This is a genomic window from Devosia sp. P1_H9 (assembly GCF_056405135.1).
Genome location: NZ_JBFUCQ010000006.1, coordinates 134,869 through 150,236, shown reverse-complemented (window position 1 = coordinate 150,236; position 15,368 = coordinate 134,869). Strand labels below are relative to the sequence as shown.

Sequence of the window (15,368 nt, the reverse complement as noted above, 5' to 3'; positions counted from 1 at the left end):
ATCGGCAAGGATCGTGTCCAAATGGCTGGTTGTCAGCCGCACAGAATACACTAACCATGGGATTCGGCTGTTGCGCCTGCGCCACAGTTGGTTAACGAGTTGATGTTGCGGAGAATTTAATGCGCGGCGAGAACGAAGAGACGGTCTTCCTCAAGGATTATGCCGAGACGCCCTACGCGATCGAGAAGGTCGAACTGGATGTCCGGATCGCTCCCGACACCTCTGTCATCCGGGCGCTGCTGACGCTGGTGCCGCGCGCCGACACCCTGCCCGGCACGCCGCTGGTGCTGGACGGCGAGGAGCTGACGCTGCGGAGCGTCGCCATCGACGGGCTGCCGCAGGCGCTCACCGCCTACGAGGCGACGGCGACCGGCCTCACCATCCACCAGCCGCCGACCAAGCGCTTCGTGCTCGAGACGGAAGTCGCGGTCGAGCCAGAGAAGAACATCCGGCTAATGGGGTTCTATCGCTCCAACGGCACCTGGTGCACGCAGTGCGAGCCCGAGGGCTTCCGCCGCATCACCTACTATCTCGATCGTCCCGACGTGCTGGCGCCGTTCAAGGTGCGGATGACCGCCGACCAGGTGCTGGCGCCGATCCTTCTCTCCAACGGCAACCTCGTCGAGAAGGGCGCCCTGCCCGACGGCAAGCATTTCGCCGTGTGGGAAGATCCGTTCCCGAAGCCGGCCTATCTCTTCGCCATGGTCGCCGGCGATCTCGGCTCGATCCATGACAGCTTCACGACCTCGTCGGGCCGCAAGGTAGCGCTCGGCATCTACTGCACGCACGGCAAGGAGAACGAGTGCCTCTACGCCATGGATTCGCTGAAGCGCTCCATGGCCTGGGACGAGCGCCGCTTCGGCCGAGAGTACGATCTCGACGTGTTCAACATCGTCGCCGTTTCCGATTTCAACTTCGGCGCGATGGAGAACAAGGGCCTCAACATCTTCAACGACAAGCTGGTGTTCGCCAAGCCGGAGAGCGCCACCGACGCCGACTACATCAACATCGAGAGCGTCATCGCGCACGAGTATTTCCACAATTGGACCGGCGACAGAATCACTTGCCGCGACTGGTTCCAGCTCTGCCTCAAGGAAGGCCTGACGGTTTACCGCGATCAGGAATTCTCGATGGACGAGCGCTCGCGCCCGGTGAACCGCATCGACGACGTGCGCCAGCTGCGCCAGACGCAGTTCCCCGAGGATGGCGGCCCGCTGGCCCATCCGCCGCGGCCGGATCGCTACAAGGAGATCAACAACTTCTACACGGCGACCATCTACGAGAAGGGCGCCGAGATCGTCCGCATGCTGGCGACGCTGCTCGGCGAGGCCGGCTTCCGTAGAGGTATGGACCTATACTTCGAGCGCCATGACGGCGAGGCCACGACGATCGAAGCCTTCATCAAGGTGTTCGAAGACTCCTCGGGGCAGAACCTGCAGCACTTCCAGCAGTGGTACCTGCAGGCCGGCACCCCCGAAGTCACCGTCACCGACCGGTTCGACCAGGCTACGCAGACCTACACGCTCGACATCGTGCAGGAGAACAAGCCCACGCCGGGCCAGGACGAGAAGCAACCGATGGTGCTGCCGATCAAGTTCGGCCTCATCGGCCCCAATGGCAGCCCGATGAGCTGGGCCTCGGTCTCCGGCGGCGAAGTGCGCGATGACCTGATCGTCATGGACACCAACAAGATCAGTGTCAGCTTCACCGGCATCCCCAACCGCCCGGTGCCATCGCTGTTCCGGGGCTTCTCCGCCCCGGTGGCGCTCAACAGCAATGCTAGCGAGACGGATCAGCTGTTCCTCGCCCGGCACGATGCCGATCCGTTCAACCGCTGGCAGGCGCTGCAGGACGTCTCGATGCGCCTTCTCGTCGCTGCCGTCGGCGGCAAGCCGTGGAGCGACACGCAGGTCGCCTCCATCGCCGATGCGCTCGAGGAGACGCTGGCCTCGAAGGAACTCGACCCGGCCTATAAGGCGCTGGCGCTCGTCCTGCCCAACGAGCAGACCATCGCCCGCGAGATCGGCCACGATGTCGATCCCGACCGCATCCACGAAGTGCGGACGGGCCTCGTGACGGCACTGGTCGCCCGCCTCGCCCCGACGCTGGAGAAGGTCTACCTCACTAATGACAGCCGCCTCGCCTACTCGCCGGATTTCCAGCAGACCGGCCGCCGTTCGATGAAGAACACGGCGCTCGGCCTGCTCGTCCTGGGCAAGGCCACGGGCGCCGACCAGCTGGCGCGCGAGCAGTATGAGCGGGCGCTCAACATGACCGACCGGCTGTCGGCGCTCTCCACGGTCGTGCAGTCCTGGACGCCCGACGCCGATGCGCTGCTGTCGGACTTCTACCGGCAGTTCACCGCCGATCCGCTGGTGCTCGACAAGTGGCTGTCGCTCAATGCGCTGGCTTCCGATGATGCCGCGCTCGGTCGCATCAAGGCGATCCTCGCCTCGCCGGATTTCCCGCAGAACAACCCCAACCGGCTGCGGGCGCTGATGGCGACGTTCGGCATGAACAACCCGACGCAGTTCGCCCGCAAGGACGGCGCCGGCTTCCGCTTCCTCGCCGAGTTCGTGGGCGACGTCGACAAGCGCAATCCGCAGGTCGCGGCGCGCGTGCTTACGGCCTTCCGCGTATGGCGTAGCTACGAATCCGTACGTCGAAGCGAAGCCGAGAAAGCGCTGAAATCGCTTCAGGAATCCGGCACTCTCAGCCGCAACACCGCCGATATCCTCGAGCGTACCCTGGCTGGTTAACAGAACCTTAGCGCTAGAAGAATTTTTCTTCGGCGCTAAGTGATTCAGCCGACTCATGATTTTGCGCTTCGCCGCCGCCCGTTCAGAAACCCCTCTGGACAGTGACGGCGAAGCGGATTCAAAGTCCCTTCACCGGGGCAAATCACTGGGTCGTCCCAATCACATAGACGGAGAACTTGATGCGGCCGACGGAGCAATCCGGCGACGAGGCGAAGCGATTCCGTGCGCCTGACGGCATGGTGCGAAGCAGCTGGCTGCGTCGTACCGCGGTCGGCGTGCTGGAGTGGTTGCTCACCCGTTTGACTGGTCGCGATGCGACCAGCGGCTACGCTGCTTTGATCGAAACGCTGCCGTTCGGCGTCGCCTGCTGGGGCGCCGACGCCCGGCTCATCGCCAGCAACGGCCGCTTCGCCGAACGGCTCGGCGTGACGCATGAGGCGCTCCCCTCCGGCTCCGCCTACCATGAGGTGGTCAAGAGCCTCGCCCAGGGCGGCTACATGCAATCGGTCCGCGAGGACTGGGAGAACCGGCTGCTCGAACTCCACCGCGAGGACGGCTCCACCCTCCTCATCGAAGAGCGCCCGCTCGAAGGCTCCGGCTTCGTCACCCTGGTGATGGACGTCACCGAGAGCCGCCGCACCAACCAGCTGCTCACCTCGATCCGCGAAGAGCAACGCCTGCTGGCCCGCCGCTATCACGAGGAAAAGCTGCGCGCCGAAGCCGCCAGCCGCTCCAAGACCAGCTTCCTCGCCCACCTCAGCCACGATATCCGCACCCCGCTCAACCACATCATCGGCTTCGCGGACATGCTGCGCCAGCAGCCCTATGGGCCGCTCGGCGACCCCAAATACGTGAGCTATGTCGAGGCGGTGAAAAGCTCCGGCGAACGCCTGCTCGGCTTCTTCGGCTCTATCCTCGAACTCGCCGAACTCGAAGGCGGCCGACGCGAACTGAAGTCCGACCGCTTCACCGCCGACGAGTTGCTGGTCGGGGTGTTCCGGCGCTTCGCCAGCCAGGCGCAGCAGGCGGGCGTCACCTTCGGCCTCGGCGGCCCGTGCACCGCCTACCTCACCGCCGACCGCTTCGCGATCGAACGCATGATGTCCAACCTCGTCGAAAACGCCGTCCGCTTCACCCCCCGCGGCGGCAAAGTCACCCTAGCCGCCTACGCCGCCGCCGACGGCGTCGTCCTCGAAATCACCGACACCGGCATCGGCATGACCCAGGACCGGCTGGATACACTTTCGCAGCCCTTCGTGTTCGGCGACGCTGCACTGACGCGAGACCGCGAAGGCGCCGGGCTGGGGATCGCGATTGCGCGGGCGATAGCGGAGCTCAGCGGTGGGCATCTGGCCATCGACAGCCGGCAGGGGCTGGGTACAACCGTAGCGGTGAGCTTGCCGCTGCTGGCCGAGGAAGGCGCGAAGGCGGCTTAGTGCCAAACTCCTCCTCAGGGAGGCCGCCATGCATTTGGCTGGACTCGGCCCCGCTCCAGCAGGATAATCGGCATGTGGCGGACCCACTCGGCAGAGTTAGGGAGATCGCCATGTCTGCCACCAGCACGCTCACCCATCGTCTCAACGCGGCATGCGCCCTGAGGGCGCTATGGCCCGTGCTGTTGTCCGCGACGCTCGCGCTCGGCCTCTCTTGGTCGGCACCCGCAATTGCCGAATCCAATAACGACACCTGGGACATCGGGGAATACGACAGCTGCATCAAGATGCCGTACGACAAGATCGATGTGCTGACGTCTGACTACGTCGAGCACATTCGCTACTGCTGTCACAAGTCCGGAGGCATCTGGACCGGCCGAAAGTGCGTCGCCCCGCCCGCCAATCCACCGCAGAGCACATCCAGCGTGCCTAAGCCCGGTCTCAAGCTGCCGCTGCAAAAGTTCGAGGAGAAGGTACGGTAAGAGCGGGTCGGGCGCGACTGAGGACATCGAATTCACGCCAGCGATCACATTATCTCTCGCCTATTGCGATCGAGCATCCGTCGGCGCACAGTACAATTTGGCTAAAATCTAGCCAGGTCAGCGTATGGCGCCCCGGGTAGGGTGTTCGACTATTGAGTATGTCTTGTTAGTGCGTCTCCTATTCGGGGAATGGCTCGCTGCGTCTGCGAGAGCGTCTGTGTACCCTCTATCTGCAGAGCATATTGCCCAACTTTTTCTCTCATCCCAACCGACCCGGCCGTCCTGCATTGGCGGAACGTGCGTGATTCTACGCCGCACTGTGCTTCCGGCCACTGCCAGAGGTGGACGACTGCTTGCGGAGTAGTGGATCGGCTCTGGCGACGAGCAAAGGAGAGAAATCATGCGTAGATACACTATGGTCATGGCCGCGGCAGCGACGATCGCGTTGCTCGGCGGTGGCCTGCCGATCGGCACCAGCAGCGCTCTGGCGTCTGGATCATCAACGGCGTGCGAGGCCGACGGCGGCACCTACACCAAGAACGGGCCCGACTCTACCTGTACGTACCCCGTGACCACCAAGGACGTTAACGGAAACGCCAACGGCACGGCGACGCAGGATACGACGACCGGGCAAGGTAACCTCAGCAACGACCCCGTTACCACCTGCACAGGCAACCCGGGCCACTGCAAGCAGTGATGAAGCGGGTGCGTCCCGGTTGGTGCCGCCTCCTCGATGCGGCACCTCCCTCGATGCTGGCGGAGGAAAATGCGAACGCCGCCTAGGGGCGCCCGTACCGCATAGGTTAGTTCCCACGCCGATCTCCGCCGACAAGATCGCTGGCAATACAAATTCGCGAAGATTTGGCCGCACGCATTCGGCGATTGTTCGGTATGCTTTACACTGAACACGAAGTCATTTCTGCCACCGGTCGACATGACCGATGGATAGAGGCTAGATAGTGGAACAGGGCACCGCCGGATTGTCTGCATTTGGAGACTATTATGAGGCCAACCCACACCCTGCTTGCGGCCATCGCCATGACCTGCGCCGGCCTTGGGGCCGTCATGGCCCAGGAGGCACCTCCTCCGTCATGGCTGGCGGGCGGAACCTGCACCCTGCGCTCGCCCGCCACCCCGCAGCAGCCGAAGTTCCTGCTGACCGTCTTCAGTTCGCTCAATGGTGAGAACCAGCGGCAGCTGACGCCCCGGCTGCAAGTCACCGCCGCCGACGCCAGCATTCCGGCGGCCACTTCACTCAAGGGCCTTACACTAGACATCCAGCCGGCGCAGTGGACCGAGCTCAGCGGCAAGGTCGAGATTGTCGACGGGTTGAGCATGGTAACGGTCGCCCCGAAGGTAGCGCCGGCGGAGCTCGTTGGCCCGATCAAGCTGGCCCGTACATTGGTCCTGACCTTGCCGGACAGCGCCGGCCAGCTCGCCGTCGACCTCTCGGGTTCACACGAGGCCAGCGGCCCGCTGGAGGAGTGCATCGCGGCGCTGCCGAAGTAGCGGCATCGGCAAGATCAGGCAGTTGCCGGCCCTGTCTCGCGCGCCCGCAACTCCGTCAGGTAGTCCCGCAGCAAGGCCGCGCGCCGTGGCCGAAAGCTGGTCCCCGCCATCTGCAGCTCCGTGATCCGATCCGACCGGAACATGCGGAACGCCTCGCGCAGGCAGCACCAGGCGAGCACCGTCAGCGTCCGGTCTGTGTAGACGACAGCCAGCGGCAGGATGGTGCGCTCCGTCACCGCGTGGCCCTGATCGGCATAGCGGATGGTCAGAGCTTGTTCGCGCCAGCAGGCCTGCCGGATCAGGTTCATGTCCAGGGCCGAAGCATGGCGCACCTCGGGGCGATAGACCTGCGAGATAGCGTGGAACAGATGCTGCTCGCCGTCATCGGGTAGCGTCGCCGCGACCTTGGCCAGCACCGCGGTGGCGGCCTTCGCCAGGTCCGGATCGCCCATCAGCTTCACCTGCGCCAGGCCCAATGCCAGCGCCTCGATTTCCGCCCGATCGAAGGTCTGCGGCGGCAGCGCATAGTCCTCGATCAGCCGATAGCCATAGCCCCGCTCGCCCTCGATCCGGGCGCCGGCGGCCCGCAGGCTGTCGATATCGCGATAGAGCGAGCGCAGCGATACGCCCATCTCGTCGGCGAGACGGGTCGCGGTGATCGGCGCGGGCATGACGCGCATCGCCTGCAGGAGCCGGAAAAGCCGGTCGGGTCGGGCCATCATCCAACTGACAGAAAGTGGCAGTTGCTGTGGCGTATAGCAGCTTCAGGCCAAACTCAGAAGGAGCCACCATGACCCTCAAAGCCACGACCCACCTAAACTTCCGGGGCGATGCCCGCGCCGCGCTGGCGTTCTACCACTCCGTCTTCGGTGGCGATCAGGCACTGATCACCTACAGGGATGCTGGAGCGGTACAGAACCCGGCAGAGGCCGATCAGGTGATGTGGGGCCAGGTCGCCGCCGAGAGCGGCTTCCGCATCATGGCCTACGACGTGCCGTCGCGCCTGTCGTGGAACCCGGGCGAAATCCCGTTCTTCGTCTCGATCCGCGGCGACGGCGCGGACGAGATCAGCCGCTACTGGGAAAAGCTCTCCGACGGCGCCACCATCCTCCAGCAACTCGCCCCCGCCGGCTGGTCGCCGCTCTACGGCATGCTCAAGGACCGCTTCGGCGTTACCTGGGTGCTGGACGTGGAGGTCGCATACACCGCGGCATGATTGTGGGCGCGGGCACGGGAGGCCACTCCCCTGCCCGCTACCCGGCACCCGTGAGGGCTACATCCGCTCGGCCCGAGCGTACCAGCCTTCAGCCGCCGCGCTTACTTCAGCCTCCATCTCGCGCACATCTGACGCCAGCCGCTCGAAGTTCGGCGTGTTCGTTCGCTGCGCCAGCAGTTCGCGGAAGGCTTCGGTCCAGCCCTCGTCCTTGAACGGGTCGGCCAGCGCGGCGCTCATCACCTGCAGCACGGTCGAATAGAGTTCGAGGATCTCGGCCAGCCGCAGCCCTGCGGGGACCAGCCCAGTCTCGGCCAGCCGCCGCAGCACCACGCCGGTGGTGGCCTGGGGCGCCGCGACGGTGTCTCCCGCCACCAGTTGGGCCGATTGGGCGATGAACTCGAGGTCGACCAGTCCGCCCGGCGCCAGCTTCAGGTCGAAGGCGTGCCGCGGCGGCCGTTCCTTGCTCATCAGCGCCCGCATCGCCAGCACATCGTCGATGGTCTTTGCCACCTCACGCGGCCGCGACAGGATTTCCGCCACCGTTGCATCCACCTTGGCGCCGAGTTCGCCGTCGGCGTAGACGAAGCGCGCCCGGCTCAGCGCCAGGTGCTCCCAGGTCCAGGCGCTCTCGTGGTGATACTGGATGAAGCCCGAAAGGCTGGTGGCCAGGGGCCCGGCGTTGCCCGACGGCCTGAGCCGCATGTCGGCCTCGTAGAGCACACCCTCTGAGGTCGGGGCGCTCAGCGCCGCCAGCAGCCGCTGCGTCAGCCGGGCGTAATACTGGCTCGCCGCCAGCGGCTTCTCGCCGTTCGATTCCTCGCCGCTCGCGTCATAGAGCATGATGAAATCGAGGTCGGAGCGTGCCGTCATCTCGCGGCTCGCCATCTTGCCGAAGGCCAGCAATGCCACCCGCGCCCCGGGCACCACGCCGTGGCGCTTTTCGAATTCGCGCCGCACCGCGTCGAACAGCCGGGTCAGCAGCGCCTCGGCGAGCGTCGTGAACTGCTCCCCTGCCCGCGCCGCATCCATCGAGCCGGCGAGCAGTCCCGCCGCGATCAGGAACATCTGCTCCTGGCCGATGATGCGGGCCCGGTCGATCACGTCCTGGTAGTCGCGCGCATCGGCGAAGAACGCCTCGATCTTGGCCAGCAGCGTCTCGCGCCGCCGCACGTCGTCGGCGAAGGCCGGATCGATCAGCCCGTCCATCACATGCGCGCGGTGGATCACCGCGTCGGCCATGCGCGGCGCCGAGGCCATCAGCGCGACGAGGAGGCTGCGGAGGTTCTCGTGGTTGCGCAGCAGCGCGAAGAGCTGCACGCCAGAGGGCAACCGGGACAGGAAGTTGTCGAAGCGCCCCAGCGCCTCATCCGGGTTGCCGGCGCCCGAAATGGTCGAGAGCAGCGCCGGCAGCAGCTCGGTCAGATGCGCCCGGGCGGCCGAAGCGCGGGTCGCGGCGTAGCTGCCGTAGTGCCATTTCTTCACCGTCTCGATGGCTTTGGAGGGCTGCTTGAAGCCCATCCCCGACAGTGTCTCGATGGTCTCCGGGTCGTCGTCCGAGCCGGTGAACACCAGGTTGCCGCCACCCGCCGCAAGGCTCTCGCCCTCGGCGAACAGGTCCGAGTAGTAGCCCACAACCTGATTCAACGCCGCCCGGTAAACCGTTTCGAACGCTGGCAGATCCTTCTCGCCCATCAGCGTGCCAATCACCGCGATGTCGGCTTCCGCCTCGGGCATTACATGGGTCTGCTCGTCGCGCAGCATCTGCAGACGGTTCTCGACGCCGCGCAGGAACCAGTAGATGCGGGTGAGGTCGGTGGCCGCCCGCTTCGAGATCCAGTTCGCTGCCGCCAATGCCTTGAGCGCCTCGGCAGTCGGCCGCACCCTGAGCGTCTGGTCGCGCCCGCCGGCGATCAGTTGCTGCGTCTGGGTGAAGAACTCGATCTCGCGGATGCCGCCCAGCCCGAGCTTGACGTTGTGCCCGGCCACGCGCGCATCGCCGACGTTCTTGGTGATGTTGATCTGGCGCTTCATTGCCTGGATATCCGCGATGGTCGCGAAGTCGAGGTGCTTGCGCCACACGTACGGCGCGAGGTCCTTCAAGAACCGCTCGCCCACCGCCTTATCCCCAGCGCAGGGCCGCGCCTTGATCCAGGCCGCCCGCTCCCAGTTCTGCCCACGGCTCTCGTAATAGGCGAGCGCGGCCTCGGTCGGCAGCGCAACCGGCGTCGCGCCGGGGTCGGGCCGCAGCCGAAGGTCGGTGCGGAACACGTAGCCATGCGCGGTGCGGTCCTGCATCAACGAGGCAAGCCGCTGAACAATACGCGTGAAGAACTTCGTCTCCTCGCCCCGCTCCGTCACCGCGCCCTTCTCGGGATCGAAGAACGCCACGATATCGATGTCGCTCGAATAGTTGAGCTCGCGCCCGCCGTGCTTGCCGAGCGCGAACAGCGCCAGCCCGCAGTTCGCTGCCGTCGCCTCGATCAGCCCGCGCGCCGACGCCAGCCGCAGCAGCACCTCGAGCCCCGCATCGAGTGCAGCATCGGCGAGGTCGGACAGCGCCGCTGTCGATTGCGCCGTGGTCCAGCGCCCCTCGACCTCGGACACTGCGGCCAGCAGCGCCACGCGCCCCTTGGCGATGCGCAATTCCCGGCCGATTTCGTCCTCGGTAGCGGCCGATTGCCCGGCCTTCGTCACCTGATCGAGCACCGCCGCCAACGCGACGTCCGGCGACAGTTTCCGCGCCGCGGCGAACCAGTCGGCGTGGCGTTCGGCGAGATCCCTAAGGTAGGGGGCGGACGACAACAGGGTTTCGAGCGCGACTTTCATCCCCGTTCGATATCAAGCCCCGCCCAAATGTCACTGGATTTCGCCATCGGCATCGCTATGTTCCCGCGCCAGCGAAATCCCATGAGCTCCCGATGTCCCGCAAGCTTGCCGCCCTCGTCGCCGCCCTCACCCTGAGTGTCGTCCCCGCTTCCGCCGCCTCCCTGGGTGGCATGGGCGAAGCGATCTTCGGCAACAGCTTCAACTTCGCCAAGGCCAACCTCGAGAAGCCGCCGGTGAAGGCAATCGGCGTGGGCAAGCTGACCGTTCAGCTGCAGCGCACCAAGCTCAAGGATGTGCAGAAGGCCTTCGGCGGCACCATCCAGCACGAGGGTGACGGGGCCGGCCGGGCCGATTGGCTCTGCTACGGCACCGACGGCGCTAATGTGTGGTTCATCTCGAACGCGCTGGGCGGCTTCGAGTTCGTGATGATGGTGGCCGCGGAAGCCGCGAAGAAACCCGCCGCCGGCTGCGACGCCGCTCCCGCCGGCTTCGCGGTTCCGTCCTTCGGCATCCCCGGCCTCGGCGCCTCGACCGCCGACCTCAAGGCAACGTTCGGCGCCGCTTCAGGCGGCAAGATCGCCTACCGCGCCGACCGCCCGGGCGGCTACTCCGATATCGCGCAGTACATCGGCTACGTGATCAAGAGCGGCAAAGTCGCCGGCATCGGCATCGGCGAGACCTCGGTACAGACGGCGCATTGAATGGCCTCGTGGGAGCTCACGCGAGAGCAGTTGTCAGCACTGGCTGCCGCTGAGCCCAATATTCCAGCCACCATCTGGCGAGCTGTCGATCTGCTTGTCACAGCGGCCGAGGGACGTAGCCGGCCTCCGAACGAAGTTGGCCGTAGCTATTGGCCGACCGTCTCGTTGGCGTGGGAGGCGCCGGACGGGGGTGCGCTGGAGATCGAAGTCAGCGGCACAGACTACGAATACTACGGCCCCTCGGATCAGCCGACAGACTTGAAACATTTCCCGCATGACGGCGGGACGCAGGTTCCTAGCGGTCTGTTGAAACTACTGCCAGCGGCGTAGCGGCAGATCACCCCGGCATCGGCGAGACCTCGGTCCAGACCGCGCACTAGCCGCCGAGCAGCGCCTGGAACTGCCAGTCGGGAAACATCTTGGACAGCTTGCCGACCGTACGGAAGGTCGTGCGGACAAGCGTGATCCTGCGATCCGGCCTCAGGCTGACGAGTTGTGGGACATGTACCCGCTCGACCGATGCCTGGTCGAACATGGACAGCCGGTGAAAATCGGTTGCCGGCAGATGGACTATGAACGTGGTCATAGCCGCCTCATGCCACGGTGCCGGTCTCCATTTGCTTACGCGCCGCCAGCAATTTGCGCATAGTTTCGTAGCGCGGGCGCACTAGGCCGGCAGATCAATCACTGCCCGCACACCCGGAGCGTTATCCTCCAGCCGGAGCTCGCCCTTGTGCAGTTGCGCCACTGCCGCCACCAGCGACAACCCCAATCCGGATCCCGCCTCGGTCCGGCTTTTCTCCAGCCGCACGAAGCGCTCGACCACCCGGCCCCGGTCCTCGGCAGCGATGCCCGGCCCGTTGTCCGCCACCTCGATGCGCACCCGGCCCGGCTCCCGCTTGAGGCTCACCTTGATCCGTCCGGCCTTGCCTTCTTCCGGCTCGTAGTATTTCAGCGCGTTCTCGATCAGATTGACCAGCGCCTGCCCCAGCAGCTCGCGGTTGCCGTTGATCTTCACTCCGTCCGGAATGTCGGTCTCCAGGGTCAGCCCCTCTTCCTCGGCAAGAGGCCCGTAGAGCTCGGCGACGTCGACCAAAACGGCGCTCAGGTCGATCTCGCTCAGGGCCCCGGACGGTGTCCCCGCCTCGGCGCGGGCGATCATCAGCAGCGCGTTGAAGGTCTTGATGAGCTTGTCGCTCTCCTCGATCGTGGTCTCGAGCGCTTCCTTGCGCGTCTCCTCGCCCTGCCCCTCGCGCAGCGCCGACTCCGCCTTGTTGCGCAGCCGGGTCAGTGGCGTCTTCAGGTCGTGGGCCACATTGTCCGTCACCTCCTTCATCCCCTGCATCAGCTGTTCGATGCGGTCGAGCATGAGGTTGAGGTTGGTGGCGAGCGCGTCGAACTCGTCGTTGCGCTTGGTCACCGGCACGCGCTCACTGAGGTTGCCGGACATGATCTTGTTGGAGGTCGAGGAGATGGTGTCGATGCGGCGCAGCACGCGCACTGCGGTCACGACGCCGGCCACCAGCGAGAATAGCAGGATGCCTCCGGCGCCGACCGCGAACCATTGCAGCACGATGGCGGTAAAGCCGCGCCGCTCCACCACGTCGCGCCCGACCACGAGGATCAGCCCGCTGGTCAGCTTCTCGGAGCGCACCATGGCGTAGCCCTGGCGCTGCGGCGATGCGGCGTCCTCGGCATCCGGATCGTCGAACGGCCGCGGCTTGGAATAGTTGAAGCTGTAGGTGCCGGGCTCGGCCAGCACTTCGGGGGGCAGGTCGGTGACATTGCCGACGATCAGCTGCCCCGAGGGGTCGGCGAGGAAGTAGATTCCCGGCCCGGGCTGGCTCGCCAGCCGCTGCACGGCGACGATGGTGCCCCGGAATCCCGCTTCGCTGTCGAGGCGCTTGAACTGGCCCACCTCGCGATCGATCGCGTCGGTCTGCTGGCGCTGCAACTGCACCGAGGTCTGCCAGGTGATCAGCCCCAGCAGCACCACCGCGAAGATCACGAAGATCAGCATGAACAGCGCGGTGAGGCGCACAGTGGTCGTGCGCCAGAGCTGGGCCAGCCTGAACATGGTCAGTCGCGGATCATGTAGCCCGCGCCGCGGATGGTGTGCAGCAGCGGGTTGGCGTGGCCCTTGTCGATCTTGGCGCGCAGCCGCGACATGTGCACGTCGATGACATTGGTCTGGGGGTCGAAGTGATAGTCCCAGACATTCTCCAGCAGCATGGTGCGTGTCACCACCTTGCCGGCGTTCTTCATAAGGTACTCGAGCAGCCGGAACTCGCGCGGCTGCAGCAGGATCTGCTCGCCATCGCGCTCCACCTTGCGGCTCAACCGATCGAGCGCCAGCCCGCCGACTTCGAAGCTCGTCGCCGCCTCGGCCGGCGACGAGCGCCGTGCCAGGACTTCGATGCGCGCCAGCAGTTCAGTGAAGGCGTAGGGCTTGACCAGGTAGTCGTCGCCACCGGCGCGGAGCCCGGTCACCCGGTCGTCCACCTCGCCCAGCGCCGACAGGATCAGGACCGGCGTCTGGTTGTCCTCGGCGCGCAAGCTCTCGATGATCGACAGCCCGTCGCGGCGCGGCAGCATGCGGTCGACCACCAGCACGTCATAGTCCATCGACGACGCCATGGCGTAGCCGGTTTCGCCGTCGCTGGCGTGGTGGGCGATATGGCCCGCCTCGTCGAGCGCCTGGATCAGGTAGCTCGCCGCCTCGCGGTCGTCTTCGATCAGCAGAATCTTCATGTCGCTAGCCCTGCGCTATTCTGCGTCATTCCGGCAAAGACCGGAACCCTTGCGGATCCCGGTCTTTGCGAGGAGGACGTAAGGGAAAAAGGGCCCCGGAACGAGTGCTCCGGGGCCCGGTAGTGTGATTACGACTTGGCTTCAGTGATCGGCAGCCCGATGAACCGGGTGTTGCCGTCGCGCTGCGCCTTCACCAGGGCCGTGCTGCGGCCCGCATCCTTGACGGCCGTGATGGCCTTCTCGAAGTCCTCGACCGACTTCACCGCCTGGTTGTTGACCTCGAGGATGGTGTCGCCCACGGCGAAGCCCTTCTCGGCGGCCGGCGAGTTCGGATCGACGTCCTGGATCAGCAGGCCTTCGCCACCCGAGTTCGGCACCAGCGTCAGGCCGACACTGGTCGGAGCCGGAGCGGCGGGCTCTTCGGCAGGCGCCTGCTGCTGCTCTTCAGTCGGAGCGGCAGCTTCGTCGAGCTTGCCGAGCGTCACCGAGATCTTCTGCTCCTTGCCGTCGCGCCAGATCGACAGTTCGACTGCCGTGCCCGGGTTCTTGCCGGCAATGGTGCGGCTCAGATCGAGCGCGTTGCTGACCGACTGGCCGTCAACCGCAGTGATCACGTCGCCGGACTTCACGCCGGCCTTGTCGGCCGGGCTGTCCTTGGAGGGCTCGGTGACGAGAGCACCAGCCGCATCCTTGAGGCCCACGCTGTCGGCGATGTCGCTGGTGACATCCTGAATGCCGACGCCGAGGAAGCCACGGGTCACGGTGCCGCTCTGGATCAGCTGGCCGGTCACTTGCTTCACGACGCTGGCCGGGATCGCGAAGGCGATACCGACGTTGCCGCCGTTGGGGGAGAAGATGGCGGTGTTCACGCCAACCACTTCGCCGTTCATGTTGAAGTCCGGGCCACCCGAGTTACCGGTGTTCACCGCCGCGTCGATCTGGAGGAAATCGCCGTAGGCCGAGCCGGCGATATCGCGGCCACGAGCCGAAACGATACCGGCGGTCACGGTGCCGCCGAGGCCGAACGGGTTACCGACCGCGACGACCCATTCGCCGACGCGCACTTCGGTTTCCGACAGCTTGACGAACGGCAGGTCGGTCGCACCCTCGACCTTCACCACGGCGAGGTCAGTCTTCTCATCGGTGCCGATGACCTTGGCGGTCATTTCCTTGCCGTCGTCGAACACCACGGTCACCTTGTCGGCGTTCTCGACGACGTGGTTGTTGGTGACGATGTAGCCGTCAGCGGAAATGGCGAAGCCCGAACCGGCTGCCATGAACTTGCGCGGCGGCTGCGGCTGGCCGGAGCCCTGCCCGCCCTCCTGGCCGAACTGCTGGCCAAACTGGTCCATGAAGTCCTTGAACGGATGGTCATCGGGCAGATCGGGGAAATCGAACTTGAACTGCGGACCACCGCGCTGCAGCTGGCGCGTATCCTGCTTCTCGCCGCCTTCGACGATGATCGAAACCACCGCCGGCTTCACGGCTTCGACCAGATCGGCGAAGTTCGGCGCGTTGGTCACGGCCGGAGGGGTGATCTGCGCGGCTGGCAGGAGCTTGGCGCTCTGGGCGGTGGAAGGTGCGGTCGCCGCCACGAATGCGGTGCCGCCGCCGATACCGGCGAGGATCGCCAGAGCCGAGGCCCCGATCCAGCGGCGAGCGCGGGAAGAGTTAGTCGAGGGCATGATGAT

Annotated in this window: 13 protein-coding genes; 7 read left to right on the top strand and 6 right to left on the bottom strand. The window is 65.7% G+C overall.

Going from position 1 to position 15,368, the window contains the following annotated elements:
- Nucleotides 1-119: 119 nt before the first annotated feature.
- From pepN to AC1DYL_RS13200, 5 genes are all read left to right on the top strand, one after another.
- A complete protein-coding gene (pepN, locus tag AC1DYL_RS13220; RefSeq protein ID WP_477173501.1) occupies nucleotides 120-2,759 on the top strand; it encodes an aminopeptidase N in 2,640 nt (879 codons plus the stop codon).
- Nucleotides 2,760-2,938: 179 nt separating this feature from the next.
- Complete coding sequence (locus tag AC1DYL_RS13215) at nucleotides 2,939-4,195, top strand: sensor histidine kinase (RefSeq protein WP_477173500.1); 1,257 nt, start codon at nucleotides 2,939-2,941, stop codon at nucleotides 4,193-4,195.
- 110 nt (nucleotides 4,196-4,305) lie between these two features.
- Nucleotides 4,306-4,674: a hypothetical protein gene (locus tag AC1DYL_RS13210; protein WP_477173499.1), complete on the top strand. Its 369-nt coding sequence runs from the start codon at nucleotides 4,306-4,308 to the stop codon at nucleotides 4,672-4,674.
- 400 nt (nucleotides 4,675-5,074) lie between these two features.
- Complete coding sequence (locus tag AC1DYL_RS13205) at nucleotides 5,075-5,371, top strand: hypothetical protein (protein WP_477173498.1); 297 nt, start codon at nucleotides 5,075-5,077, stop codon at nucleotides 5,369-5,371.
- Between the two features lie 305 nt (nucleotides 5,372-5,676).
- Nucleotides 5,677-6,183 (top strand): hypothetical protein, encoded by a 507-nt coding sequence (locus tag AC1DYL_RS13200; RefSeq protein WP_477173497.1) that lies wholly within the window; start codon nucleotides 5,677-5,679, stop codon nucleotides 6,181-6,183.
- A gap of 14 nt (nucleotides 6,184-6,197) precedes the next feature.
- Here the strand turns inward: AC1DYL_RS13200 and AC1DYL_RS13195 are convergent, their stop codons facing one another.
- Nucleotides 6,198-6,902, bottom strand: a complete 705-nt coding sequence (locus AC1DYL_RS13195; protein WP_477173496.1) for a helix-turn-helix transcriptional regulator — start codon at nucleotides 6,900-6,902, stop codon at nucleotides 6,198-6,200.
- A gap of 71 nt (nucleotides 6,903-6,973) precedes the next feature.
- On the opposite strand from AC1DYL_RS13195, the gene AC1DYL_RS13190 reads away from it, so the two are divergent.
- Complete coding sequence (locus tag AC1DYL_RS13190) at nucleotides 6,974-7,399, top strand: VOC family protein (RefSeq protein WP_477173495.1); 426 nt, start codon at nucleotides 6,974-6,976, stop codon at nucleotides 7,397-7,399.
- Nucleotides 7,400-7,456: 57 nt separating this feature from the next.
- On the opposite strand, the gene AC1DYL_RS13185 is transcribed toward AC1DYL_RS13190, so the two are convergent.
- Nucleotides 7,457-10,225, bottom strand: coding sequence for a bifunctional [glutamine synthetase] adenylyltransferase/[glutamine synthetase]-adenylyl-L-tyrosine phosphorylase (locus AC1DYL_RS13185; protein WP_477173494.1), 2,769 nt, complete (start codon nucleotides 10,223-10,225; stop codon nucleotides 7,457-7,459).
- 92 nt (nucleotides 10,226-10,317) lie between these two features.
- On the opposite strand from AC1DYL_RS13185, the gene AC1DYL_RS13180 reads away from it, so the two are divergent.
- Nucleotides 10,318-10,926, top strand: coding sequence for a hypothetical protein (locus tag AC1DYL_RS13180; RefSeq protein WP_477173493.1), 609 nt, complete (start codon nucleotides 10,318-10,320; stop codon nucleotides 10,924-10,926).
- A gap of 376 nt (nucleotides 10,927-11,302) precedes the next feature.
- On the opposite strand, the gene AC1DYL_RS13175 is transcribed toward AC1DYL_RS13180, so the two are convergent.
- The 4 genes from AC1DYL_RS13175 to AC1DYL_RS13160 all read right to left on the bottom strand — a co-directional run bounded on the left by AC1DYL_RS13175 (nucleotide 11,303) and on the right by AC1DYL_RS13160 (nucleotide 15,362).
- Nucleotides 11,303-11,512 carry a hypothetical protein gene (locus tag AC1DYL_RS13175; RefSeq protein WP_477173492.1) on the bottom strand — a complete coding sequence of 70 codons (210 nt, stop codon included), beginning with the start codon at nucleotides 11,510-11,512 and terminating at the stop codon, nucleotides 11,303-11,305.
- 81 nt (nucleotides 11,513-11,593) lie between these two features.
- Nucleotides 11,594-13,003, bottom strand: coding sequence for a sensor histidine kinase (locus AC1DYL_RS13170; RefSeq protein WP_477173491.1), 1,410 nt, complete (start codon nucleotides 13,001-13,003; stop codon nucleotides 11,594-11,596).
- Nucleotides 13,004-13,005: 2 nt separating this feature from the next.
- Entirely contained in the window at nucleotides 13,006-13,677 is a 672-nt protein-coding gene (locus AC1DYL_RS13165) for a winged helix-turn-helix domain-containing protein (protein ID WP_477150221.1), read from the bottom strand.
- 128 nt (nucleotides 13,678-13,805) lie between these two features.
- Nucleotides 13,806-15,362: a Do family serine endopeptidase gene (locus AC1DYL_RS13160; RefSeq protein ID WP_477173490.1), complete on the bottom strand. Its 1,557-nt coding sequence runs from the start codon at nucleotides 15,360-15,362 to the stop codon at nucleotides 13,806-13,808.
- Nucleotides 15,363-15,368: the final 6 nt, after the last annotated feature.

What these genes read in the sequence shown, in the direction of transcription:
- AC1DYL_RS13200 (WP_477173497.1), top strand. Translation starts at nt 5,677, where the DNA reads ATGAGGCCAACCCACACCCTGCTTGCGGCCATCGCCATGACCTGCGCC.
- AC1DYL_RS13210 (WP_477173499.1), top strand. Translation starts at nt 4,306, where the DNA reads ATGTCTGCCACCAGCACGCTCACCCATCGTCTCAACGCGGCATGCGCC.
- AC1DYL_RS13205 (WP_477173498.1), top strand. Translation starts at nt 5,075, where the DNA reads ATGCGTAGATACACTATGGTCATGGCCGCGGCAGCGACGATCGCGTTG.
- AC1DYL_RS13175 (WP_477173492.1), bottom strand. Translation starts at nt 11,512, where the DNA reads ATGACCACGTTCATAGTCCATCTGCCGGCAACCGATTTTCACCGGCTG.
- AC1DYL_RS13215 (WP_477173500.1), top strand. Translation starts at nt 2,939, where the DNA reads ATGCGGCCGACGGAGCAATCCGGCGACGAGGCGAAGCGATTCCGTGCG.
- AC1DYL_RS13170 (WP_477173491.1), bottom strand. Translation starts at nt 13,003, where the DNA reads ATGTTCAGGCTGGCCCAGCTCTGGCGCACGACCACTGTGCGCCTCACC.
- AC1DYL_RS13185 (WP_477173494.1), bottom strand. Translation starts at nt 10,225, where the DNA reads ATGAAAGTCGCGCTCGAAACCCTGTTGTCGTCCGCCCCCTACCTTAGG.
- AC1DYL_RS13190 (WP_477173495.1), top strand. Translation starts at nt 6,974, where the DNA reads ATGACCCTCAAAGCCACGACCCACCTAAACTTCCGGGGCGATGCCCGC.
- AC1DYL_RS13180 (WP_477173493.1), top strand. Translation starts at nt 10,318, where the DNA reads ATGTCCCGCAAGCTTGCCGCCCTCGTCGCCGCCCTCACCCTGAGTGTC.
- AC1DYL_RS13160 (WP_477173490.1), bottom strand. Translation starts at nt 15,362, where the DNA reads ATGCCCTCGACTAACTCTTCCCGCGCTCGCCGCTGGATCGGGGCCTCG.
- AC1DYL_RS13165 (WP_477150221.1), bottom strand. Translation starts at nt 13,677, where the DNA reads ATGAAGATTCTGCTGATCGAAGACGACCGCGAGGCGGCGAGCTACCTG.
- pepN (WP_477173501.1), top strand. Translation starts at nt 120, where the DNA reads ATGCGCGGCGAGAACGAAGAGACGGTCTTCCTCAAGGATTATGCCGAG.
- AC1DYL_RS13195 (WP_477173496.1), bottom strand. Translation starts at nt 6,902, where the DNA reads ATGGCCCGACCCGACCGGCTTTTCCGGCTCCTGCAGGCGATGCGCGTC.